At 57.7% G+C, this 24,308-nt stretch carries 17 protein-coding genes; 8 read left to right on the plus strand and 9 right to left on the minus strand.

The genetic code is table 11. The features are described from left to right. Positions 1-22: 22 nt before the first annotated feature. Both NHH03_RS24370 and NHH03_RS24375 read right to left on the minus strand, forming a co-directional pair. Positions 23-2,980 (minus strand): PVC-type heme-binding CxxCH protein, encoded by a 2,958-nt coding sequence (locus tag NHH03_RS24370; RefSeq protein ID WP_253160683.1) that lies wholly within the window; start codon positions 2,978-2,980, stop codon positions 23-25. Further along, positions 2,977-4,365, minus strand: coding sequence for a hypothetical protein (locus tag NHH03_RS24375; RefSeq protein ID WP_253160685.1), 1,389 nt, complete (start codon positions 4,363-4,365; stop codon positions 2,977-2,979). The genes NHH03_RS24370 and NHH03_RS24375 overlap by 4 nt, the downstream gene beginning before the upstream one ends. 108 nt (positions 4,366-4,473) lie before the next feature. Here NHH03_RS24375 and NHH03_RS24380 point away from each other — a divergent pair, with 108 nt between their 5' ends. The 3 genes from NHH03_RS24380 to NHH03_RS24390 all read left to right on the plus strand — a co-directional run bounded on the left by NHH03_RS24380 (position 4,474) and on the right by NHH03_RS24390 (position 7,651). Beyond that, entirely contained in the window at positions 4,474-5,487 is a 1,014-nt protein-coding gene (locus NHH03_RS24380; RefSeq protein WP_253160687.1) for a DUF3500 domain-containing protein, read from the plus strand. Positions 5,488-5,554: 67 nt separating this feature from the next. Beyond that, positions 5,555-7,033, plus strand: coding sequence for a sulfatase (locus NHH03_RS24385; protein ID WP_253160689.1), 1,479 nt, complete (start codon positions 5,555-5,557; stop codon positions 7,031-7,033). Positions 7,034-7,087: 54 nt separating this feature from the next. Next, entirely contained in the window at positions 7,088-7,651 is a 564-nt protein-coding gene (locus NHH03_RS24390; protein ID WP_253160691.1) for a peroxiredoxin, read from the plus strand. 331 nt (positions 7,652-7,982) lie between these two features. Here the strand turns inward: NHH03_RS24390 and NHH03_RS24395 are convergent, their stop codons facing one another. The 5 genes from NHH03_RS24395 to hpnC all read right to left on the minus strand — a co-directional run bounded on the left by NHH03_RS24395 (position 7,983) and on the right by hpnC (position 15,168). Further along, positions 7,983-8,942 (minus strand): collagen-binding domain-containing protein, encoded by a 960-nt coding sequence (locus NHH03_RS24395; RefSeq protein ID WP_253160693.1) that lies wholly within the window; start codon positions 8,940-8,942, stop codon positions 7,983-7,985. 265 nt (positions 8,943-9,207) lie between these two features. Then, entirely contained in the window at positions 9,208-11,709 is a 2,502-nt protein-coding gene (locus NHH03_RS24400; RefSeq protein ID WP_253160695.1) for an NAD(P)-binding protein, read from the minus strand. Positions 11,710-11,775: 66 nt separating this feature from the next. After that, positions 11,776-13,215 (minus strand): hydroxysqualene dehydroxylase HpnE, encoded by a 1,440-nt coding sequence (hpnE, locus tag NHH03_RS24405; RefSeq protein WP_253160743.1) that lies wholly within the window; start codon positions 13,213-13,215, stop codon positions 11,776-11,778. A gap of 2 nt (positions 13,216-13,217) precedes the next feature. Continuing rightward, on the minus strand, positions 13,218-14,198 hold the full coding sequence (locus NHH03_RS24410) for a phytoene/squalene synthase family protein (protein WP_253160697.1): 981 nt from the start codon (positions 14,196-14,198) through the stop codon (positions 13,218-13,220). Between the two features lie 4 nt (positions 14,199-14,202). After that, on the minus strand, positions 14,203-15,168 hold the full coding sequence (gene hpnC, locus NHH03_RS24415; protein ID WP_253160699.1) for a squalene synthase HpnC: 966 nt from the start codon (positions 15,166-15,168) through the stop codon (positions 14,203-14,205). Positions 15,169-15,181: 13 nt separating this feature from the next. Here hpnC and ispH point away from each other — a divergent pair, with 13 nt between their 5' ends. Further along, a complete protein-coding gene (gene ispH, locus NHH03_RS24420; RefSeq protein ID WP_253160701.1) occupies positions 15,182-16,120 on the plus strand; it encodes a 4-hydroxy-3-methylbut-2-enyl diphosphate reductase in 939 nt (312 codons plus the stop codon). A gap of 18 nt (positions 16,121-16,138) precedes the next feature. Here ispH and NHH03_RS24425 read toward each other — a convergent pair whose 3' ends face one another. Both NHH03_RS24425 and NHH03_RS24430 read right to left on the minus strand, forming a co-directional pair. Continuing rightward, positions 16,139-17,422, minus strand: a complete 1,284-nt coding sequence (locus tag NHH03_RS24425) for a 3-keto-disaccharide hydrolase (RefSeq protein ID WP_253160702.1) — start codon at positions 17,420-17,422, stop codon at positions 16,139-16,141. Positions 17,423-17,528: 106 nt separating this feature from the next. After that, positions 17,529-18,785, minus strand: a complete 1,257-nt coding sequence (locus tag NHH03_RS24430; protein WP_253160704.1) for a sulfotransferase family protein — start codon at positions 18,783-18,785, stop codon at positions 17,529-17,531. Between the two features lie 214 nt (positions 18,786-18,999). On the opposite strand from NHH03_RS24430, the gene NHH03_RS24435 reads away from it, so the two are divergent. From NHH03_RS24435 to NHH03_RS24450, 4 genes are read left to right on the plus strand one after another with little or no spacing between them, the layout of a single operon-like run. After that, positions 19,000-19,317 (plus strand): MazG nucleotide pyrophosphohydrolase domain-containing protein, encoded by a 318-nt coding sequence (locus tag NHH03_RS24435; RefSeq protein ID WP_253160706.1) that lies wholly within the window; start codon positions 19,000-19,002, stop codon positions 19,315-19,317. Then, positions 19,314-21,638 carry a hypothetical protein gene (locus NHH03_RS24440; protein WP_253160708.1) on the plus strand — a complete coding sequence of 775 codons (2,325 nt, stop codon included), beginning with the start codon at positions 19,314-19,316 and terminating at the stop codon, positions 21,636-21,638. Before NHH03_RS24435 ends, NHH03_RS24440 begins: the two co-directional genes overlap by 4 nt. A gap of 9 nt (positions 21,639-21,647) precedes the next feature. Then, positions 21,648-22,586: an ABC transporter ATP-binding protein gene (locus tag NHH03_RS24445; protein ID WP_253160710.1), complete on the plus strand. Its 939-nt coding sequence runs from the start codon at positions 21,648-21,650 to the stop codon at positions 22,584-22,586. 53 nt (positions 22,587-22,639) lie between these two features. Next, positions 22,640-24,307, plus strand: coding sequence for a suppressor of fused domain protein (locus NHH03_RS24450; RefSeq protein WP_253160712.1), 1,668 nt, complete (start codon positions 22,640-22,642; stop codon positions 24,305-24,307). Position 24,308 lies beyond the last annotated feature (1 nt).

The following is a 24,308-nucleotide window of genomic DNA, read 5'->3' on the forward strand; positions in this document are numbered from 1 at the left end:
CGACCATGACAGTGCTTTTTTGTCAGTTTGTGTTGAGGGTTGAGGGTTGCATTAGAAATGCGATCAGGTCGGCCATGGATTGGGGGGAGATCGATTTTTCGAAGCCTTCGGGCATGATCGATTTTTCGCTGTTGTGAAATCGTTCGATGTCACTGCGTAGCAGCGTGTCGGTGGCCGATTCGGCGCGTCGCAGGGTGATGCTGGCGGTGTTTTCCGATGCCAACATGCCGCTGAGCGTTCGTCCGTCCTGGGTGAGCACCACGTAGTTGATGTACTGCGGATTGACTTCGCGATTGGGGTCCAGCACATTGACCAGGATTGATTCTGGGCCGCGCGTCTGTGCGGCTTGCAGGCTGGGACCAACGGCATGCCCCATTTTGCCGGCTTGATGACAACCAGCACAGTGCTGTTTGAAGACCTCGCGGCCGCGCCCCGAATCGCCTTCGAGTTGCAGTGCTGTTTGATATTTCTCGACGACAGACTCGCGGGTCTCCAATGGGTTGGCAGCCAAGTAGTCCTTGGCAAACCGGTTGACGGTCGGATCCGAACTGGTCGCCAGACGAGCCCAACGGGAACGCGAGAAATCGCCTGCCGAAACCGCGTCGGCATGGATCTGATCGATCACCGCCTGGGTTCGTGCCGTCGTGGCAAACAGCACGTCAGCGGCCGCACTCCGCAAGCGTGGACTCCACTGAGGCCACTGTTCCAAAATCGCTTCGACTACCCGCGCCGAATCGTACTGGCCGATTGCATCGAGGGCGGCCAGTTGCATGTCGGCCGACGGTGAACTGCGGAGGACGTTGACCAGCACCGGCAAGGCTTGCTGCTGGTCGGCGTAAGCGATTCGCCGGATCGCACGGATGCGTCTGGATTCCGGTTGCGACGGGTCAGTTAACTCGTTTGCCGAAAGTGAAACCAGTTCTGCAAAGGTCTGATCGGCGCGCTGATTCAATTCCTTGTCTCGCCTGACCGAGTCCGCTTTGCGCAGAATCGCCAATGACGGCAGCAAGCTGGCGTGCGGTTCCGCTTTGGTGACTGCGACCAGTGCGGCGTGCAGCGAAGACGGTTGGTTTTGACGCTGGATTTGTCCCGCCAAACGCGCCAGGAACTCATTCGTCGCTTCATCCACATTTGACTGAACCAAGTCGACAAACAATGCCGTCGCATCGTTCGCCACCGAGCTACCGACCGCTGTTTGGATCCATCGATCGGAGGGAGACTGTTGCAAGATCGTTGCCAGATCCCTCGCCAATGAATGCTCTGCATCCGAGTCCGATTGCATCTGACCGAGTGAAAACGCGAGTTGGTAGCGGACTTCAAGGGAAGGGTGCTTTAACAAAGTCCGCATCGCAGCAATCACCCGGGCGTCACTGGCGAATTGTTCGGCCAGACGGATCGCGTGACGAGTGATTTGTGGATGTGGATCCGAGAGTCGTGCGATGACATCGTCGGCATGCAATTCGTGCAGTCCATCTAGCGCATACATTGCATGTAGTCGTCCGAGCGCTGATTCCTGGTCGCCTGCAAGCCGACGGAGCTGATCGGCGACGGATTTGTCCTGACGCTCATAGATCAGACGCGCGGCGGTTTCGCGGTGCCAAGCGTTGGGGTGTTGTAGAGAGTTCGCTAAGTCTGACGTGGATGCCGCGGCCAGATCCGGTGCAGGTCGATGTTGGTAACCATCTGGCGAGACACGATAAATCCGCCCACGCTCGCGACCGGAGGTCAGGTCCAAGTGTTGTTTGATCTCTGGCGGCAGACTCGCCGGATGCTCGATGACTTCGCGATAAACGTCGACGACCCAAAGCGTGCCGTCTGGCCCGCAAGCAAATTGCGCCGGTCGGAACCAAATGTCTGTGGACGCAACGAACTCACTCGCTGAATCGATTCGTCGTCCGATCAGCGGGACGCCATTGGGCTGGAGTTGTTTGCGATGGATCAAATTGCTGCCGACGTCGCCGATGAATGCGATCGGCGTCGACTGATCCGGCCAGGCATCACCCCGGTAGATCGTCACTCCGGTGGCGCCGGTGAAGTAGCCAGCCGGTCGCCCACCGCCTTCGATCGGGCCACGGGCCAGTCCCGCCACTCGCAATCGCGTTCGCACCAGTCGCCATGGTTCGACGGGGCTGATCCGAAACACTTCTGCTTGAGGGCCATCGGCGGCGATCGATTGCCGGGCGGCCGGCGCGGTAAGCAATGGGTTGCGCGCGATGTAGCGATCTTCGTATAGAACTTGTTGCAGATGATCGCTGTTGGAAGAAACGAATTTGCGGCCCCAATCATCAAAGCACATACCGTGTTGACCGCCGCCGCTGGTCCGCGAAAACTGATTGGTCTTGGGATCAAACGCCAAATCGTAACCACGGACTTCCACGGCGGATGATTCATCTTGATTGACCGCGTGAACACGCCCGCCGACGGTTCCGCAAGCGATGTGAATTCGGTTGTCCAAACCCCAGCGAAAACAGTTCAATAGACCTTGCACATTACTGGTCGCAAAACCGCTGAACAGCATGGTTTTGACATCGGCAACCCCGTCATCATCGGTGTCGCGTAAGGAATAGATGTGTGGCGCATCGGCGACCAACAGGCCACCATCGTAGGGGAACAATGCGGTCGGCCACAGCAATCCCTCGGCGAACACGGTGCGTTGATCGTAGTGCCCATCGTTGTCGAGATCGACCAAGCGGGTGATGCGAGAGATCCCATCGTCCCGGTCCTCGCTATAGCCGCGCATTTCACAAACGTACAAAGCGCCGCTGGCGTCCCATTCGATCGCCACGGGACTGGTCACCATGGGTTCGGACGCGACCAGTTCGATCTGAAAACCATCGGCAACTTCAAAGTCGTCTAATGTTTGGCTGGCGGCGACCGGAGGGATGCGTGGCAATTGATCGGCAAAGTCGGTTGCGGGGACGGGCCGTTGACCGCCGACAACCAGCGAGAGGGCCAGCAGGGTGCAAGGGATTGATCTCATGGCGTCACCTCAAGCAATTCGCTGATACCATCGATCAAGATTTTCTCGCAACTCTTGTCGACTCGCGAGGCCCGTTGGCTGGTTTCATAGCCGCCTTGTCCATAGGCAACTTCAGTTCCGATGTAGCCTGGTCCATAGTCACCGTAGGCTGCCATGGCGACCTTCAAATCAGGCCGCATCTGTTTGGCGGCGAGTTGGTATTCGACAAACAGTTCGCCTGGCATCGATAACACGCGGACGTCACCGACGCTCAAACAGGTCAGGTTGATTTTATGTCCCGATTCACAGCGGATCAGCCAAGCCAGATCCGCAGGTACCGATTCGATGATTTCTTTGGTCGGCGATTGCAATGCCGTTTCCAATGATTCACGATTCAAGTGTGGCGCCGGTGGCAGCGAGACCGGTTTGACTTTCCAGCGGATGGAATCGGGCGTGATCGGAAACCGCTCGGCGCTGTCAAACGCCTGCTTCATCCCCGCAGCGACACGCCCGGCCAAGATCAAACGATTTTCTTTCTTGCCGTCGTTGTATTTGCCGGCGCCGATGTTGCCGCCGGCACCATTAAAGTGAATGTGCATCGTGTCGGGCACGTCTTGGCCGCGCGCGATGCGTGCGATGCCGGGGAAATCGGGACTCGGAACGCCGGTGCGATAGTAGCTTTGTGGGTGGCATGCGTAGTAGGTCAACGAAGCGACCGGTTGGTGATCGTTGTAGAACACCAGGCAACACAGTTGCGGATCGATCGTGCCATCGGGCTCGGCACGCAGTTCCGGATCCAGGCAGGTCGTGTAGCGGGTGGCTTTGACCAATCCGTCGGCCCCCAACAGGCGGCGATTGGAAGCCACTTTTTCAACCTCTGCCTCCGCGAATCCGGCGTGGGTGATCGGTTGCGGGTGCTGCATGGCCTCGGACACAACCCGTCGCAGTTCGTTTAGGACTTGGCGTTGATGAGAACTAGCAAATGAACCCAGCTGCGTGGATCCGGCATGGTGCAACAATTGTTCAGCGGTGAAGTCACAGCGTGGTGCGTCGTGTTGGTGCAGAGCGTGCACGGCGACGCGGTCGGGTGTGGTTCCAGCGGCCTCGGCCAGGGTCTCGCGAAAGGCGTCATGTGATTCATTGGCGATTCCGATCCAGTCGAAGGCGCACAACACAATCGGTTTTTCCGCACCCAGCAACACGATGCCTTTGCATCGCAATCCCAGTTCGCCCACGCGGACGACCGGATCATAGGCCATCATCGAACCGACCGGTGGTGTCACGTCCAGGTCAAAACGAACGATTTGGAGTGTGGGGGATTCTGCAGCGGTGACATTGGTGGGACCCCAGACGGCGATCAAGACCAATAGACAGGCAAATAAACAATGGCGGTTGGCCAGTTTCATGTGATCGTTTCCATCGCGGGTAGGCAGCGGGTGGTGAGATTCGGTTAGAATCTAAGGTTGCCGCTATGGTAACCGCAACTCTCCCACCTCTCCCCCTCAGGTAACGTGATGTCTGAAAATCTTAGGCTCGATCGTCGTACCTTCATCAAGAACGCATCCACCGCAGCCGCCGCCACGGCTGCCGTCGGCAGTGTCGGCTCGTTTGGCCACGCCGAAACGGTCGAACCCGCTTCAACCTCGGCGGAAAGCTTGGTCGGACGGCTGTATGAAACTTTGTCGGACCAGCAACGCAAACAAATTTGTTTCGATTGGGATCACAAGGAAGACAAACGCGGGTTGCTGCGAACCTTTGTTGCCAACAATTGGAACATCACCGAACCGGAGATCAACGATGATTTTTACAGCGATCAGCAACGAGAGTTGATCACCGGTGTCTTCGAATCGATCATCCACCCGGCCTGGCACGAGCGCTACTATCAGCAGCTGGAAGACGATGCCGGCGGGTTCGGTAATGAACAGTCCATTGCCATTTTTGGAAAACCGAACGAGGGCAAATTTGAATTGGTGTTAACCGGGCGGCACATGACGCTGCGCTGTGACGGCAATTCGGCGGATCACGTTGCCTTTGGTGGACCCATTTTTTACGGCCATGCGCCCGAGAACAACGAGGGGCCAAACCACACCGGCAATGTGTTTTGGGACCAAGCCGTTGCTGCTAATAATGTCTACAAGATGCTTGACGGGCGTCAGCAAAAGCAAGCACTGGTCGCCAAGACGCCGCGTGAGCAGGCGGTTGATTTCCGTGGCAAAACGCCTGCCAGTGGGCTGCCGGTTTCCGACATGTCCTCGGACCAACGAGAGCACCTGCAAAAGACGCTCGGCTTATTGGTCGAGATGTATCGCGAGAGTGACCAGCAAGAAGCCATGCAGTGTTTGAAGACACAGGGCGGGTTGGACGCGTGTTCGCTGTCGTTTTTCTCTGACAATGACATCGGCAAAGATGAGGTCTGGGACAACTGGCGTCTGGAAGGCCCCTCGTTTGTTTGGCACTACCGCGGTGCTCCGCACGTCCACGTCTGGGTCAATGTGGCCGACAATGCAAAGGTGAAAACAAACGCTTGACCGACCGCTGACGCCTGTTCATTCTTCACCACACAGTCGCTGATTGCTGCGAAACGGATGCTCGTTGATGAAATCGATACTATTGGGTCTGGTCGCCGGAATTCTATGTTCGGTGACCACACCCGTGGTTGCGGATCCGTCCGCCGCGACCGATACGTCTGATGTTGCGCCCAATGTGTTGTTCATTGCGATCGATGATTTGAATGATTGGGTGGGTTGTCTGGGCGGGCATCCCGGTGCCATCACGCCCAACATCGATCGCTTGGCGGCGCGCGGGGTTTTGTTCTCCAATGCGCATTGCCAAGCCCCGATCTGTGGCCCTAGTCGCGCCAGCCTGTTCAGCGGACTATTGCCGTCGACCTCGGGGATCTACGCACAGATCAACGACAATCAGATTCCCCAGGCCAGCGCGATCACTGGCAAAGTGACGTTGTTGCCGGACTATTTCGAGCAGCAAGGCTACCGCACACTGGCCTGCGGCAAACTCTTTCACAATGGCGACCGCGCCGGCGTGTTTGATGATTATGGTGGCCACGCCAGTTTCGGTCCCAAGCCGAAAAAACGTTTTCAATACGACCCGGCATGGTTTCCGGAAAAGATCGGCAGCACTCAGACCGACTGGGGAGCGTTTCCAGAGACCGATCAAGAGATGCCGGACTACAAGATTGCCGCCTATGGTGTCGAGCAACTGGGCAAATCACACGACAAGCCGTTCTTTTTGGCCGTCGGATTCATGCGGCCACATGTGCCGTGGTACTGCCCGCAAAAGTGGTTCGACATGCATCCGATCGATGGCATCACACTGCCACCGTATTTGCCAGAAGATTTGCAGGATGTGCCGGGATTGTCACGCCGCGTGAATGAATTGCCGGCGATGCCGACCACCGAGTGGGCGATCAAAACCAAGCAGTGGAAGAACATTGTTCAAAGCTATTTGGCCTGCACGACGTTTGTCGATGCGCAAGTTGGCAAGGTGCTCGACGCATTGGAAAACAGCGACTATGCGGACAACACCATCGTCGTATTGTGGTCGGATCACGGCTATCACGTCGGCGAGAAGAATCGATTTGCCAAACAAGCTTTGTGGGATCGGGCGAATCGCGTCCCGCTGATCATTGCCCGGCCGGGACAAGAATCGAACCAGGGCAGGGCAGCGGTGTGTGACCGACCGGTCGGATTGATCGATTTGTATCCGACGTTGTTGGATCTGTGTGGATTGCCGGCCAACCCAATGAACCAAGGCCGTTCGATCAAGCCGTTGGTCGATGATCCGGATTCCACTTGGGATCACTTCACGGTGACAACCTATGGTCAGAACAACCATGCGGTGCAATCACAACGTTATCGGTTCTATCGCTATGAGGATGGATCGATGGAGTTGTACGACCAACAAACGGATCCCAACGAATGGAATAATTTGGCATCGCAGTCGGAGATGTCGACGGTGATCAAGACGCATGCGGCTGGATTGCCCAGCGTCAATGCCGAGCCGTCGAAGTACAACAAGTACCCGACCAACGAGTACTTTTTGAATCTGCAAAAATAGGCCGGGTACGACCCGGCCGACTGTTTCACCCCTTTCAACCGATGAGCTAATGCGATGCGTGCGATTGCTTTCCTGTCCCTACTGGTTTTTGCCGGCTATGCCAACGCCGAAACAACACTGGAAGTTGGCGACGATGCTCCCAAATTTGAAGCCACCGATGACACCGGCATGACATGGAAGTCGGCGGATCACGTCGGCAAAAAGATCATCGTCTTGTACTTCTACCCGGCCGACATGACCGGCGGTTGCACCGCACAGGCCTGTGCCTACCGTGACAAAATGGAAACGTTCACCGACGCGGGGGTGGAAGTGGTGGGTGTCAGTGGCGATTCAGCCAAGAACCACCAAGTGTTTAAGAAAGCCCACGACTTGAATTTCACGTTGCTGGCTGATACCGACGGCGAGGTCGCCAAGAAATTTGGCGTCCCCGTCGCTTTGGGCGAAAAGACCGTCAAGCAGACGATCAAAGGCACCGAGATGTTGCTGCTGCGAACGGCGACGACCAAACGTTGGACGTTCGTGATCGACCGCGACGGCAAGATCATCTACAAGGATGCTCAAGTGAATGCCAAACAGGATCCCGAGAAAATCGAAAAACTGTTGAAGTCACTTTCGTAGGTGGTGAAAGATAACACCAGGTTTGCGCCATCAGCCGAGGTGCGCTAGTGCACGGTTTCCGGGCGGACCGGACGCTAGCGCGTGCCGGCTGATGGTTTTGCGTTTTGTCCAAAGTGGGCATCGGTTTTTCATCACCCGACGCCTGAGTTTTGAAGTTGCGTTTCAATCGCAACCCGACGCGTCAGCGAGGGATTTAGCCGGTTGATGGGATCCCTCGCTCACGCGTCGGGTTACCAAAAACCAATGCCTGACGCGAGAACGTATCTTCAAAACGCGTCAGCGAGGGATGAAGCGTGTTGACGGAATCCCTCGCCGGGCCGGGGCCTACCGCTTAGGCTCGTGATCGGCGACGCAACAGTCCGCCGATCGCGAGCAGTGCAAACGTCGCCATCGACGAGGGTTCCGGCACGCTGCCGTCGGAATCGGGGTCGCGGCCGGGAACAGTCGGGATGTCTAGCGTCGTGGATGGCAAGTGGATCTCGCCGGTCAAATGCACATTGTTAGCGACAACCGTGCCTTCGATCGGTGAACGAAGTGTCAGGTCGGCCAACGGAGCGATCACGGATCCGCCTAGCCCATTTGGCAGAGTCACTGTCGTGGCATTGGGAAAGTACCACACGATTCGTTCTTGGAACTTGTCCAATCCGAATTCTTCGTTGAACACATTGAACGCAGTGCCGCCGGCGATTTTGATATCGTCGAAGCGGAACAAGAACAGATCAGCATCCAAATCGCCTTGCAGATCCATCGACCCGTTTCGTTTGAAAAGGGATGCATCCAAATCAAACACTGCGGTGCGATCGACGCCCGGCGTGCTGGTGAAGATCGCTTTGTTCATGTCTTTCAGATTCGCCGTGCTGTTGGCTGTCAGCGAATTGAGGTAACTGGTGGTCTGCCCGATCTCGGTCAGCGTTTGCGACAGCAAGCTTGGGATTTCGGCGTCATTGAACGTCGTGTAGTCGGCGTTGTTGATGTGAGCTCCTGTGCTCGAACCACCCACACGGACTCCACCTTGATTGACTTGAATGGTGCCATGAACCTTGCCGCCGACGATCAATCCGTCTTGTTGGTTCACACCCGGTGTTGTGACAGGTTTTGTCAGCGCTGCACTGTTGACCGCAAAGTTTTTTGCGCTGCCATTGATATTCCCGAACACCAGCGTGCGGCCTTCCACTTCACTGGTGCCGGTGACGTTGCCCAATGCAATCAGGTTAAAGTCGTTGATTACGCCGGCGGAGGCGTGCAGAGCGGTCAGACTGGTGGCGAGCACAAATGCCAAAGATCGGAACATTAAAGCTAAATTTCCTGCAGACAAGCGTTGTTGCTGTGAGCTGAAAGAGAGACGGGTGTTTTGTTGTCAGAAATCGTACGCACGACTCTGATTCTGGGATCCCCCTTACACGCGAGAATTTGCCCCGGAACCCGCACCGAAAAATTTGCCACCCCTATCGGCCCTTACTGCGATCGCCTGTGGCGGGCAGGCGACATCGGGAAACGGCATTCGCATCAGCTTGATGCCACCCGACCGAGGTTGTCGGCTGGCTTGGCTTGCGAGCTCACTGCATGATCGAAGATGGCTGTTTGGCCGTGCGAACGCAAACGGCGGGGCGATCGATGGTGTAGCGACGCAACAGTGTTCCCGCCAGTGCGATGCCACTTAGATAGGCCGCTTCGATCCGCGTGCCGCCGCACCAATCACCACAGGCACCGAGTCCGGTCGCCGCATCAAACAAACAGTCCTGGTCAAGTGGATTGGCCGGCATGGCCTGGGACCACAGGTGGGCACTGATGTGGGCGAGTTGATTCAAGGGTTTGCCCAACAGCATTTCCAGTGGCGCGGTCAGCTGGTCGATGATGTCTTGGGGGGATGCGTCACGATGCGATTGCGACCAAGCCGCCGACGCATGTGCCACCCAGGTGGGCGTTTCGCCATGGCCTGGTTTATGCCCGTTCTTGGCGATCCATCCGATCGGACTGTCGTCCACAAATGCACCGTCAAAGGGGATCCGATTGAGTGACGGATCCGCCAACAGGACGGCCCAGCAAGGTCGCATCGTGACTTGGTCTGCGATCGCGGCCAGATCGCTGTGTTGTTGAAACAGGGCAGCGGTCGTAGCGGGTGGGCAACTGGAAATCACCACATCAAACAAGCCGCTGTCGACAGCGTCGTTGCTGGTGCGATCGATTTCGAGTTCCCAGCGATCTTCAACGCGAGACAAACCGATGACCGCGGTCTGATGCTCGATGCACAGGTCGGCTGCCAAATGTTCTGCGACGGCACTCATTCCTGCCGCGCCGACATACCGGGGCGTGTCGTTCTTTTCGGCAATGATTTGACCGTTGTTAGCCAGTTGAACAATACGTCCCATCCAGGGCTCGGCCAGTCCGTCATGAATCCAGCTTTGCACCAGTCGACAGAACCGCGAGTCACGGGCGGTGAAATATTGCGCGCCGTGATCAAAACGGGCTGTCGCGCTGTCGCCCGCCCCGATCGGGATCGAGAGCGTCGCGGCGCGACCTCCGACGGCGTCGGCTTGGTCAAACACGCTGACATCGATGCCATAGTCGACCAGCGTTCGGGCAGCGGCAAGCCCGGCAATGCCTGCGCCGATGACGGCCACCCGAGGCAGTTTTGCGGCAATCGGCCGATCGGCGATTTGGCGAAACCGGTCCATATCCATTTGACTTGCCAGTTGATCGATGTCCTGGTGGCGAATGCGTCCGATCACCGGTTGTTCGGGTTGGCAAGGTTGGTCGAACTGTCCAAAGCACCACAGCACACCGCCGTAGGACGATGGGTTTCGGCCATCAAGCGAGAAGCGATGATTCAAGTCCAACAACAATTGCAGCGCTCGATCCGGCGAATGCAACCAAGGCAACAGTGCTTTGCCCCAAGTTTTGCGGACAGTGTTTTGTAGTTCGCCGTGTCGGAGCAGACAGCGTTGTGCGGTGTCCCACAGCGGTCGGCCGGTTGCCGCACGGGCCAACGTTTCCCAGCTACAGTTTTCCTCACGTGGGTCGCCGCGGTGTTCAGCGAGCGTTTGTTGGGCCCAATCGGGAACCGCCTCCAGCGTGTCGACGACATCGCGGTGGTGATAGCAGAAGTGAAATGCCATCTCGCGCCACGTCAACAGTTCGTCCAAGTACTGTCGGGCGCCGGCAGTCGCCGCTTCACGCGCAATACGAAATGGGCTGACCATTCCATAGTGCAGGTAAGCGCTCATCCGGCTGCATCCATCCAACGCCAACGTCGGATTGTCACAGCAATGCGAATATTGCATCAGACCATTTCGTTTGAACGCATCCCAGCGGCGATACCCGGCTCGGGTGCCGCCGGGTGTGTCCGCGACCGGTGCGATCGAATGGTCGATCCGGCATTGGCCGATCAGTGCTGCCAAGTCAGCGTCTTGCAGCGACAGGGGTTCCAATCCCAGCGAGTGGTTGAGCGATTCCAGGTCACACATCCCAACATCTGCATCGATGGTCTGTTCCTGGTAAACCCGGTGCAGGCGTTGCTCGTACAGCGGTTGCAGATGCAGCCGAAATTCGGTGTCGTTGGTGGGGGCGTCATCGACCTGCATCACCGGTGCGATGCAGGAACAATCGACCGTGGCGATCGGAGTGGTGCAGGTGCTGACCAGGCGTTCCATCCAACCGCACAGAGGCTGAACCGGCATTTCTTCGCTGATCAAAACCGCTGCGGCACGCGTCAGGCTGCGCAGATAGGGACCACGTTTCCCGTGCCGTTGCAAATGGAACGCGGCGGTGATGCCGCGATCGGCCAATTCTCGTTGCACGTCGCGATGGCCTTGCAACATGAACGAGTGATGGCGGTCGGACGCATAGGGATATTGTTCGTTGAGCCCGTGATACACCAGCATTGGCAATCCGTTTTGCCGTGCCAAACAAATTGCCACATCCAGTGCCGGATTCTCGTGAGCGCGGAGCGCGTTGTGCATCCAGTACAACACGAACTCACCGGGATCATGCGCCGATTCGCCTGGGGCCTGCAACCACCTCAGTCGTTCGTCTAGATGGTCCGGTAGTGAGATGTCCACGCCTAGCGACTCGCTGCAAGAAAAGGGTTTCCCTGATTCAATCTTACCCGCACGGCAACCACACAGTCAGGTGCGGATCAACAACCGGGCAAGTCTACCTCGCGGCAGTCCTGGGCAAACCACAGGGGCGTTGGTCGCAGCATTCGCCGGGTGCTGGTCTTGGCAAGATTCTAAAATGTGCTCGGCTGCACGACGACCGCTGATCACGGCGCCCTCCATCGTCGCCGGCCATTGCGTCTGGGTCCAGTCACCGGCCAACGTCAGCCAGTCGAATGCCGTTTGCGTGGGGGGGCGAATGGCATCGACGTCGGGACCAATCGAGAACACGCTGTTGGGATCGGTAACCACGCGATGTTGTTTTAACAGCGCCTCACGCGCCCTGGGAAAGGCGTGACGCAATTCAGCGATGACGTGATCCACCAATTGTTGTTTACTGAAGCGTGTCAGATCTGCTGCGGCGCTGATCACACACTGAATGTAATGCGAGTCGTATTCACGGCCTGCGTCATGGGGCCGGCGGAACACCCACTGGACGGTGGTGCCGACCATCACGGCATGTGGCAAATCGGTGATCGGTCGATCGAACCACAGATGCAGTCCGCTGATCGGTGACGATGGAATGTTGGCAATCGATTCCAAATCGGGCAACCTTTTCCGCTCGGCGGCGGGCCAGCGGTCAAACAGTTTATGCAGTTGATGCCAGGGCACTGCACAGATGACATGATCCGCGCTGATCACGTCATCAGTCTCAGGTCCGTCGTCGGCCAAAATCACGGTCGCATCGGCTGTGATCTGGCGAACCGGGCGGCCACAGCGTACGTCGACGCCCCGGTCGACGAGGCACTGCTGCATCCGCCGGCCGAACACCGTCGCCAGTGGGCTGATCGGAATCCAAACATCGCTGGCGCCGCGAGCTGCAGCGAAGCCGTCGATCAAGACCTTGCGGGCTGCGGCCATCGAGACGTGTTCCGTTTTTTCTCCCAAGGCACTGACCAGGATCACGTCCCAAAACTTTTTTCTGCAGCCCGAACTTTGTCCGTATCGATCCAGCCAATCGGCCGCGACGCAGTCGTTCAGGCTGGAGGTTGATGTCCGCATCAAATTCCAAAGCCCGCGTTTGATTTGCCGTTTCTCCGCTGCGGTCAGGTACCGCTGGGCATCGAGGCTGGCGAGTAAGTGCAATGGCGGCGGCAGCCAGCGACTTGCCACAAACCGGCTGGGCGGCTGATCGGGATACAGGAACGTCAGCTCCGAATCGCAACGGAATTGGTCCTGCAAGCCCGTTTGCCGAATCATGTCAATGAAGTTGGTGCAGCATCCCATCGCGACGTGTTGGCAATAGTCGACCGGATCCGTTTGGTCGCGATCGTGAAACGATCCGGCGCGTCCGCCGGGCACTCGTTTTGATTCCAGCAAGGTGATCGACAACCAGGGTGCGACGCGTGACAGTGCTTCCGCCGCTGAGAGTCCGGCGATCCCGGCGCCGACGATCACGACGCGCTGCATCGTCACGATTTGGCCTCGGCGACTTCCGTTGGCGGCACCGGCAAGCGACGGAAGATTGGCGTGAAGAAGTGTTGCGAGACGAGGCCCAGGTGTTCGCCGGTGCTCAATCGAATGCGACGTGAGGCGACGGCGCGGGGGTCTTCGGCGATTCGATCAAGCAAGCGGCGGTAGGTCCGCCACATCATCGAAAACATTGGGCGGCCATCATCATCCAATGAATCCCAGACATTCCAACCGCTGGCGTACAAGGTTTTGGCGCGGCGGATTTCATCAGCGATCAAACAACCCAATCGGTCGTCGGCGCGGGGTTCCAGTAAATCGTCTTCGCACAGCCCGTGTTGCGCATAGTGTTGACGCGGCAAATAGATTCGTCCGCGGCGCGCGTCTTCTGAAATGTCGCGCAGAATATTGGTCAATTGAAACGCGAGTCCACAATCGATCGCCGCACGCATCGGTAACGGACCGCGAAAACCCCAGATATGCAGACAGGCCAACCCGACTGCCGATGCAACCAGATAGCAGTAGTGTTCGAGTTGTTCGTAGGTGTCGAACCGAGTCTTCTGTTGGTCCGCCAGAACGCCGTCAATGATTTCCAACAGGTAGCGTGTGGGGATATGAAATCGTCGCGTCGTGTGACGCAGGGCGGGCAAGATTTGACGGGCGCGGCACACCAGATCGATCGGCCAGTCCGAGGTGTCAGCAGGTAGACCGGTGACCATCAGCACCTGGTCGGAGGGTGCATCACTGATCAGATTCAAGGCGGTGGTTTGTCGCCACCAATCCAGCCAGCGCGCCCGCAGCGCTGCCGGTTCGCTGCAGTCGCCGATGTCATCGGTGATCCGTGCAAAGGCATACAACGCGCACATCGCGTTGCGTTTTTCTCGCGGCAGCAACCAGAACGAGCGATAGAAATTGCTACCACTGCGACGCGAAATGCGCTGCACATGGCGGTAGCTGGCGGTCGTGATCGGGCTGACGGACATGTCGTTACAGTCGGCCCAACAGGGCGCGGGAGACCAATTGAATTTGTTTCCACTTGCCAACCCGCGGTCGATGATGCAGCACGTCGAAGTCGATTTCGCGGATGGCGGCAAGCGTGGCCAACCCGCCATGAGCAAATAATTTGATGTCGCCGGCCAGCCACCTTGGGATATGATGGGCCAGTGGCAATCCGTCTCGCAAATAGCCTTCGGCGTCGTCACAAAGTTTTTCGAGCAAACGGCGCAGTTGCGGTGGCGAGTGCGGTTCGGCCAGCATTTCGGTATCGACCGCGAACTGCTGGCGGGCGTCACCGGGCAAATAGATCCGTCCGATCTGGTGGTCTCGGGCGACATCCTGCCAGAAATTGGCCAATTGCAGCCCGGTGCAGATTTTGTCCGAATAATGTTCGGTGGTTTCGTTCCGGACGCCGGCCAGTTCCAGCACCAGGCGGCCGACCGGATTGGCCGAGCAACGGCAGTAATCGATCAATTCCGCCGTGGTTGCGTATTCAACCAAGTGCTGGTCCTGGCGAAAGGCCGACAATAAATCGTCAAAGGGCTGTTTGCTTAACCCAAAACCGGCGATCGTCTCGGCCAACGCCGGAAACAGGCCTGGGGGTGCGGCGACTGGCGGAGCACCCGCAAAGGTCGCATCGAGATCGGTTTGCAGCTGTTGCAGCCCCCGCAGAGCGATTTGCGGGTCGGCGGATTCGTCGGCCAAATCATCGGCGGTGCGACAAAAGGCATAAATGTTGTAAAACGGTTGACGTAGTCGCCGTGGTAGTAGAATCGAAGCGACCAAGAAGTTTTCGTAGTGAGAGCGTGCGATCCGGCGACAGACGCGCCGGCTTTGTCGCAATTGGGCGCGTTGGCTAGGGTCGGGTGCCTGCGGCGCGTCACCGGGTGCCTGTGGCGCGGCAGCGGCCGCTGGCGGCGAGAGAGATTGATTCGAGAGCGTTCTTCCGGACGACATTCAGGAAATTCAAATGAAAATTGTGCTGGCGGCCCCACGTGGATTTTGTGCAGGGGTCAATATGGCTGTCGACTCGTTGGATTTGACGCTCGAGCATTTCGGGGCTCCGGTCTATGTCTACCACGAGATCGTACACAATCAGTACGTCGTCGACAGGTTTAAAGAGAAAGGTGCCGTGTTCGTCGAATCGGTTGACCAGGTGCCCGAAGGCAGTGTGTTGATGTTTTCAGCCCACGGTGTCTCTCCCGAAATTCGCCGCGCCGCCGCGGCTCGCAACCTGACCGCGTTAGATGCGACCTGTCCGTTGGTGACGAAAGTCCACCTGGAAGCGATCAAGTACGCCAAACAGGGATACACGATTGTTTTAATCGGCCACCAAGGGCACGACGAGGTGATCGGGACGATGGGCGAAGCGCCCGAAGCGATTGTATTGGTCGAAGACGAAGCCGACGTTGCCAAGTTGCAGGTGGCTGACGAGTCCAAGCTGGCGCTGCTGACGCAAACCACGCTGAGTGTTGACGACGCCAATCGGATCATCGAAAAACTGCGAGAGCGGTTTCCGAGTATTCAAAGCCCACCCAAAGGCGACATCTGTTACGCCACCCAAAACCGTCAGGACGCCGTGCGAACGTTGTCAGCCGAAGCCAACGTGGTGGTTGTCTTGGGCAGCCAAAACAGCAGCAACAGCGCGCGATTGCGTGAGTTGGCGGCTGATCAAGGCAAGCGGGCGTTCCTGGTCGACGGTCCCGATGATTTGGATCGCAATGCCTTTTGTGACAGCGACACCGTGTTGATCACGGCCGGAGCCAGCGCGCCGGAGTCGGTCGTCCAGGCCACAGTGGACTGGATGAAAAACGAGTTTGGAGCCACTGTCGAGACCGCCACGGTTCGGGAGGAATCCGTGGAGTTTCCGCTGCCAAAACCACTGCGACAAATCGCGGCCGCCAAGTAGCGGTCTCGCAGGCGATGGCTACTCGCTAAGCGAGCTGATCTGTAGATTGCGATACAGCACATCCGTGCCGGGATCGTGGCCTTGGATCATGATCGTGCCGGGCAGTGTCCGCCGGCCTTTGCGAGGGTTTTCGTGGACTTCGCGGGTGTCCTCCCAGTCACTGACTTGAATGCCGCCGACCCAGGCCGCGATCTTGTTTTCGTTGGCATGTAGCATCAGGGTCGACCATTGGCCATTTTCGCCGGCGACCACGCGAGCGTCCTGGCGACGAAAGATTCCGCCGGTGCCGCAATCCAGCGGCGACATGCGTGAACCCGGTTCGAAGTCGTTGTTGATTTGGCATTCGTATCCCATCATCACGTCGCCGGGGATACAGCGAAAGAAGATGCCGGAATTCATGTCGGGTTGATCGATTTTGTAGTCGGCCAACATGAAAAAATCGCCGTAGGACTGTTTGGTTTCCAATTGGCCGCTGCCACCGACGACATGCAATTCGTCTTGCTCGTTGATCGTGAACTCGGCCGCCATGTCGGGATATTGCTTCCACTGCGACAGTTCTGCATCGAGCATCGGTTTCAAACCCAAGGGGCGAATTTTCAGATTGCGAAATTCGACCCTGCCAGAATTGTGTTGCAGCCCGATCCGTCGTGCAGCCAGGTCGACAGGATCGGTGTAGCGGCAGACCACGGTGTCGCCTAGTGAGATGGAGATCTCTTGGCCTTGGGCGGTGATCGTCATGCTGCGCCACTGTCCCGGTGTTTGCGGTCCGGCGGCGTCGGAATCGACATGTTGTCGCTGGACGATGCTGCCGGTCGGGAATGGATTGTCGTCCGGCGCGATGTTGATCTCGTAACAATCCGAATCCACATTGTCCGGTTCCAGCGGCGTGCGAATGAAGATGCCGCTGTTGGTTTTTTCGTCCGCTTTGAATTCCAATGTCAATTCAAAATCGCCCCAGGTCGTCGAGGTGCACATCAGGCACTGGGCGCCTTGGTCGACGACGATCGCGCCGTCTTCGATGCGAAAGTTGGCTTTGCCGGTGATTTCCCAGCCGAACAAAGTGTGTCCATCAAACAGACGCACCCAGCCCGCGGCGGCCTCACTGGCTGGCAATCTGGCGGCCAACAAATCTTCCGCACTGGCTTCGTAGGTTTCCGGTGTGAACGGTTCCGCGGGGGCGACAGCCGTCTGTTCGGATTTTGACTGGTCGGTCGAGTCAGCGGTTGCGTCGTCGCGGCCAGCAGAATTGCATCCAATCACTGTGATCAGCATCGCAACACAAACGATTGCCGCGGCAAACATCGGTCGCTTTTGTAGCCGGGCTCGATCAGCCCGTTCATTTGGATTTTGACCGACATGATTTCCGGCCTGGCAGAGGCCAGAAACAGGGGTGGCGTGCTGGTGGAGCTCAGTCATCTGCTTGAGAGCGTTCATCGTTGGCATAGCCATAGGTTTCAAAGTAGTCCTTCCAAGCGGAGCGGATGGTCGCTTCGTCTTGCTCGGACAATCGGTGGCGGTTGGTTTGGTAACTGCGATGTTCGGTGTTGGCCCAGTTTTCGATGACCGGTCGGACCGACTCGAAATCGCTCAGCCGCAGCGATCGATAGACGGTTTCGAGGGTCGCAACGGGGTCGGCGATCAAGTCTTCGTAATGGATGTCAACCAGGCGATTCGCGTCGATTTGATCGCGATCTTGATGAAACGAATCATACATCCGCTGCATGCAGTCGATCACGTATTGTTTTTCCGCGGACAACTTTGGGGGCGATGATTCATCGCTCACGCGCGCCGAATCGTTGCGTGGGGAGTGTTTCCGAGCGGACAACGCCGGTGGGACTTGCATGCCTTGGTCGGCCGCCAAACTGGTCCACAATCGACAGGTCGATGGGAACAACGCCCGCGGGTCTCGGGTGACATGGATGAAACGCGCATCGGGAAATTCTTTCGCTAGCGCCGCAATGCGACCGGTATGTGTCGGGCTTTTGATCACCAGCGGCCGCCCGGTGACCGTGCTGACGGCCAACAGGAATGACCGTAATGTTTTGAGCCAATGATCGAGTGCCGTTTGGTCGACGTCTTTGAAATCCAAGTAATCCAGATCGACCGGTTTTTCACAGGGAAACGCGATGTGGCGATAGGGCGATGGCAGCCCCAAGTTCATGATCGCAAATTCATCTTCTTGGGGTCGGTCCCAGCCGGCGGCCATGTTGTCCATCGGCCGCTTCTGCGGCAACAACCAACGAAAGAACTTTTGAAACACCCACTCGCTGACCAGAAAATGGTGGGGCGCGAAACATTGAAACGTCGACGGGCTGCTGTACCGTTCGTCGCGCACCATCAATTCGTGCAGCAACGTGGTGCCGCTGCGCCAATGGCCGATGATGAATACCGGGGGACCGTGCAGTTCAGCGGCGGCGAGTCGGCGGCCAAAAATCACCCGCTGGATCCCCGCCAGCACCGTATTGAAGGGGGTCGCCAGCGTCACACCGATCAGATTACCGATCCGGCTGGGGTGGATTCGGAATCCGCCCTGGCGCAGCAGTCCGAACCAAGTCAACGGTCGCATTCCATGCCAGAATCGCGGCGCGTAGAACGGGTACCGATGAAAGTCGGTGGCGGGTTTAGCGACGCTGGCGGTCGGCCGGGGGGGCTCGGATTCTGTCAACGAAAGTCGCTGCGGGGTTGTGAAGAAGTTTCAGCGGGCTAATTTTCCCTGCGAATCAGGCCCGGAAAATCGGAACCAAACCGCCGGGTGATCAGTACGAATGCCTAATGTGTTGTCAAACGTCAGATTTTGGGAGCGATCGTTAGCAACGCCCACAATCTAACCGAGTCCACCCCAATCGCGAAAGCGTTTCACCGCGTTACAATCTGCCGGTATGAGCGAATCCACCGAACTATCGATTGCAGATCTTCAGCGACACATTCACCAGATGTACTACGAGAAGGACGTCGCTCGGGGGGTCGAGGGCACGTTCATGTGGTTGATGGAGGAGGTTGGTGAGCTTTCTTCGGCGCTGCGTGGAGATGATCGCGAGAATTTGGCCGAAGAATTCGCCGATGTGATTGCGTGGTTGTCGACGATCGCCAACGTTGCCGGGATCGATTTAAATGCCGCCTTGGTCGCCAAATACGGCAGCGGGTGTCCGGGCTGCGGAAAACTGGTCTGCGAGTGTCCCAATTCAGAAAAACCATGACAGAATTCTCGCAGCAGTTCGCTCCTACCCGGCTGACCCGGTGGGTGTTTTCGGCAGCACGCTGCCATTGGATGTTGATGCAGTGGTCGGTCGCGTTGGTTTGCCTGGGCGGTTTGGTCGGTGATGTAGTCGCCGCTGACACGCCGGAGGTGGTGGTTGGCATCAGGGGGCATTACCGCGTCGGCAGGACCACGGCCGTGCATTTGCGACACCAAAGCGATGCCCAGCGGCGGGATCGCAGCGGCCTGCAGCTGGAAACACTTGACGGTGACGGCGTGCAAGTCCGCTTCAACAGCTTTCCCATGTCGCCGGCGTCGATCGAAGCCGGTGCGGAACTGGGTTATGTGGTCCCGGGCAGCGAAGCGGCGCCGCTGGTGATTCGCGACGCGGAAACGCCAACCGCGGCGGCGTTGGTGAAAACCCGCTTTCCCACGCTGGGTGTCCCCGCCCGTGAACCCGCGATGATCCCACCGGCGATGCCTTGGGTGGTTGCCATCGGTGACGATTTGGGCGTTTCAGAGATCGGGATTTCGACGGTACTGACAGATAAAAACGCCCGCATCGCCGTCACCAAGATCGATTCTGCGACGCTGCTGCCCCATCAATCGCTGGGCTATGACGGGGTGGACCTGGTGATGATCAACGCCGCGGGGTTGCCGGTGCTGCGGGCGATGGTCCCTCAACAGCAGCGCGCGTTGGTGCAGTGGATGCGCGAGGGCGGGCGAATTTTTGCCTGCTTGGGCGAATCCGTCGAATCATTCAGCCAGCAAGCGGGCTGGTTGACGAAGCTGTTGCCGGTGGAGGAAATCAGTTTGTCACGGATCGATCCCGCGGCGCTGGAAACGTTTACCGCCAGTCAATCGCCGCTGGATGTATTTAGCGGAATCAAACTGCCACGTCGTGTCGGCAATCCCTTGATAGCCGGTCGGACGACGCGGCGTGTGTCGGCGGTGTTGGCGGCCGAGTACGTGATTGGTTTTGGCAAGTTCACGGTGGTCGCTGCGGATTTGGATGCGCCGCTATTTGCAGCCTGGCCGGAACGATTGAAGTTGGTCACTCAGTTGGTGGGCGATTTATTTTCCGAACGCAGCCAACGGACCACCGAGGGGGATCGTTCGACATCGTTCAATGATCTGGCCGGACAGATGCGCGGCGTGTTGGATCAATTCGCCATCAAGCCTCAGTTCAGTTTTTCGCTGATTTCGGTGATCGTGATGCTGCTGATTGCAGCGGTCGGACCGCTGGATTATCTATTGGTCAATCGAGTTCTGGGGAAACCGTTGTTGGGTTGGCTGACGTTCCCATTGATTGCGATCGCATTGTCAGTGTTCCTGATCACGCAGGCGGCGCCGCGATTGCAGGGCGGGACTGAATCGGACGTGGCGGCTGATTCGGGCTTGGGACTGATTCGTGCCAACCAGTTCCAAATCGTCGATGTGGATTTGGTTGATGGAGTGGGGCGCGGTTTTGCCTGGGCCTATCTGTATTCGCACAGCCCGGCCGAAGTCGACGTCACGTATTCACCGGCGGCGTCGTTGGACGCGATCGAAAAGCACCAGCCACGCAAGTCGCACTCGCTGGCGTATCCGATGGGCTATCCGGGCGAAGGGTTCGGCGGGGTGCAGTTGGCCGGGGAAGATTCCGTATTGCCGCCCTATCGTGTGATCCCATCAGCGGTGGATGGATCGCCCAGCGAAGGCATCAACACCACCATCGAAGGGCTGACGATCGCGCCGCGTAGCAGCAAGTCGATTGCGATGCAGGTCTCCTTTGACCCCAAGGTCGACGCGGATTTGGGCGTCATTCGTCGCCCCGGCAGTGAGTTGTTGCGTGGCGAATTCGTCAATCCACTGCCCGTCGATGTGCTCGATGGCGTGCTGATCTATCGCAATTGGGTGTACCTGTTGCCCACACGTGTTCCGGCCGGTGCACGCATCGCGTCGCTCGGCGATCTGCGTCAAAAGAATTTTCGTTGGCGGTTGTCTCGGCAACAGTCACTTCAGGAAAACGTGACGGAAACCACCCCCTGGTCGGCCGCTGATTTTAGTGATGCCTCACGCGTTGCTGAGATGTTGATGTTCCATGATTCCGCCGGCGGATCGCTGTATACCGGTCTCAGTCATGATGCATTGGGAAAATTGGACCTGACCCATTTGTTGGTCGACGACCGCTGCATGCTGGCCGGGCGGACCGAACGACCGCTGGTCGATTTACAAATCAAAAACATTGCCGGCGATGCTGATGCGACGATCCAACCCGAGGGCCGTGTGCTGTCGATGGTTCGTGTGATCTTGCCCGTCCGCTCAACTCGCCTGAACTAAGAGACTACGGTGATCAAAACAGTCGATTTGACGAAAAAGTACGGCGACGCGTTTGCGATCCGCAGTATCGATCTGGATCTCAAAGCCGGAGACCTGTTCGGTTTCATCGGACCCAACGGGGCCGGAAAAACGACCACCATGCGAATCATCGCCACCCTGCTGGAACCCAGCTGGGGCGAAGCCTATGTGTGCGATTATTCGGTGCACACGGCGCCTAAAGAGATTCGTCGATTGGTCGGTTACATGCCCGACTTTTTTGGCGTGTACGATGACATGACCGTCGTCGAATACCTGGAATTCTTTGCATCGGCCTACCGCATCAACGGTCTCCAACGCCGTGAACGAGTCAACGAGATGCTGGAGATCGTGGATCTGGAATTCAAACGTGATGCGTTCGCAAACACCCTCTCACGTGGCCAAACCCAGCGATTGGGATTGGCCCGTACGATGTTGCACGACCCACAAGTGCTGTTGCTCGACGAGCCGCTGTCGGGGCTCGATCCACGCGCTCGAATTGAGATGAGAAACCTGTTGCGCAAATTGGGTGAAATGGGAAAGACGGTGATCGTCAGCAGCCATATTTTGCCCGAACTTGCCGACGTCTGTAACAAAGTCGGTATCATTGACCGTGGTGAACTGAAGCAAAATGCCGAAGTCACCGAAGTGATTCGAATGGTGCGTGAGCACACGGTGCTGGTGATTCAACCCAATCGTCCCGATCAATTGGGAGCGATCACCGACCTGTTGCGAGACCATCCCAAAGTTCAAGGTTGTGAACTGGGGGACGCTACCATTCGCGTGATCTTGAAACCGGAGGTCGAGGATTACAGCGACCTGCCGAAACTGTTGATCGAAAACAATGTCGATTTAAAACGATTTTCCGAAGAGGAATTGGATTTGGAGTCCGCCTTCATGGCGTTGACCAAGGGAACGAGTACGCGAATGTAAGCCTCTGGAATTTGAAGTTTGTTATGTCGAACCCCGCGCCCCCGAATTGATTGATGTTAGAGCAGTGGTACATCAAGACGGCAAACGGAAAACGCGGACCGTATTCGGTGCAGCAGTTACAGAAATACGTCGATGCCGGGGCGCTGCGTCCCAACGCCGGCGTCGGTGAGGGTGACGGCCGCTGGTTTCCGGCGCTGAAATTGGACGAGCTGAGTTTTCCCGCCGCTGCGGAGGATCAGCTGCCAAAACCACCCCCGGTTGTCGCCCCTGACCCGGCACAGCAAGCCTTGGCAGTCCAATTGCAGGAGCGCGCCGAGCAGCTGGAAATTCGCGCCAGGCAGCTGGATCAACAGTCGCATCAATTGCAGGCCCGCGCAGCGGTCCTCGAATCAAACTCCTCCAACCTCGACGATCGCCAGCGTCAAATCGAAGCTGCCCAGCAGCAACTCCAGCAGCGTGAGCAGCAGCTCCAGGAACTTCAGCAGCAACTGCAACAGCAAGAAACGCAACTGCAGAACCGCCAGCAGCAACTGGCCGAGCAAGAGTCTGCGGTGGCCAAGTTGCAAGACGAATTGCAGACTGCTACATCAGCTGCCGCCATCGCCAAGCCTGCCAACTGGCCTCGGACGGCCGACAACGCCGCCGCCGACAACACCGAGAGCGCCGCCGACAATCAGAACCCGGCGAGCGACATCCCGGCAAGCAGGGAAGAGCACGCTGACCTGGAACAGCAAAAACGAGATCTGCTACAGGAGTTCGCCGCACGGCAGGAATCGTTGTCCAAGCGAGAGGCGGATTTGATGCGCCGCGAAGACGAATTGACTCGGCGCGAACTGCACATCGTCACTGCCACGTCGGCGGCCTCGGCAAACGATTCACGCCCGATGGATTCGCCAAGCTCTTGGAAGCAGGTGCTTGGTCGCAACGAAACGAGTGCCGACGAGCATTCAAAAAAGCCATCCGCCCGCGCCGCCGCGCCGATCAAGATCCCGCGTCCCGATCCTGGACGTGAGGAGCATGGACGTGACGAGGTGCCAGAGCCCGGCGGTGAGAGTGCGGTCGGTGAGCCTGGATCCGAGTTGTCGATCGAGGCTGCACGACCGGAGTCGACCGACGCTGGTTCCCCGTTGGCAGCCGAACGTCAGCGGATCTATCAGCAGCGTTTTGGTCCATGTGAGCGTTATGACCAGGACGATGATCCGCAGTGGTGTGTTGATGTCTCGGTGCATTCGCCCGCTGACTCGCGTGATTTTACGACGCTGGTGACCAGTGGGATGAGTGACTACCCGATCTCGATGGGTGACGGCCAACGCAGTGTCCGCGCCGAACTGTTGCTGTACGTCACGCATGCCGACGAATTGGCTATCCAGATTTTGCGTGGTGCCGCCAAACTGCCGTTGCGCAAACAGCAGTCGCTCGCGATCGGGACGACCGCCGTACTCGATGATCTTCCGGGCGTGGTTTCAGCGGGCGACCAACAGGATTGCGTGTATTTGTTGCCGGTCGTGGAATCCGATTCAAAACCCATTCAATCGACCGAGTTGGATGGCAGTTCGATCCAATTGTTCTGGTTGGTCACCATCAGCGACGCTGAACGACGGTTGATCGAATCGAGTGGGATTCACAAATTTTTGGCACTCTTAGAAACCCACGGCCACTCGGTCTATTTCGATTTGAACCGCGATTGTTATCTGAAACGCAAGGGTTGGTTTCGACGCTAGC

This window comes from Stieleria tagensis (genome assembly GCF_024129865.1).
Classification (GTDB): domain Bacteria; phylum Planctomycetota; class Planctomycetia; order Pirellulales; family Pirellulaceae; genus Stieleria; species Stieleria tagensis.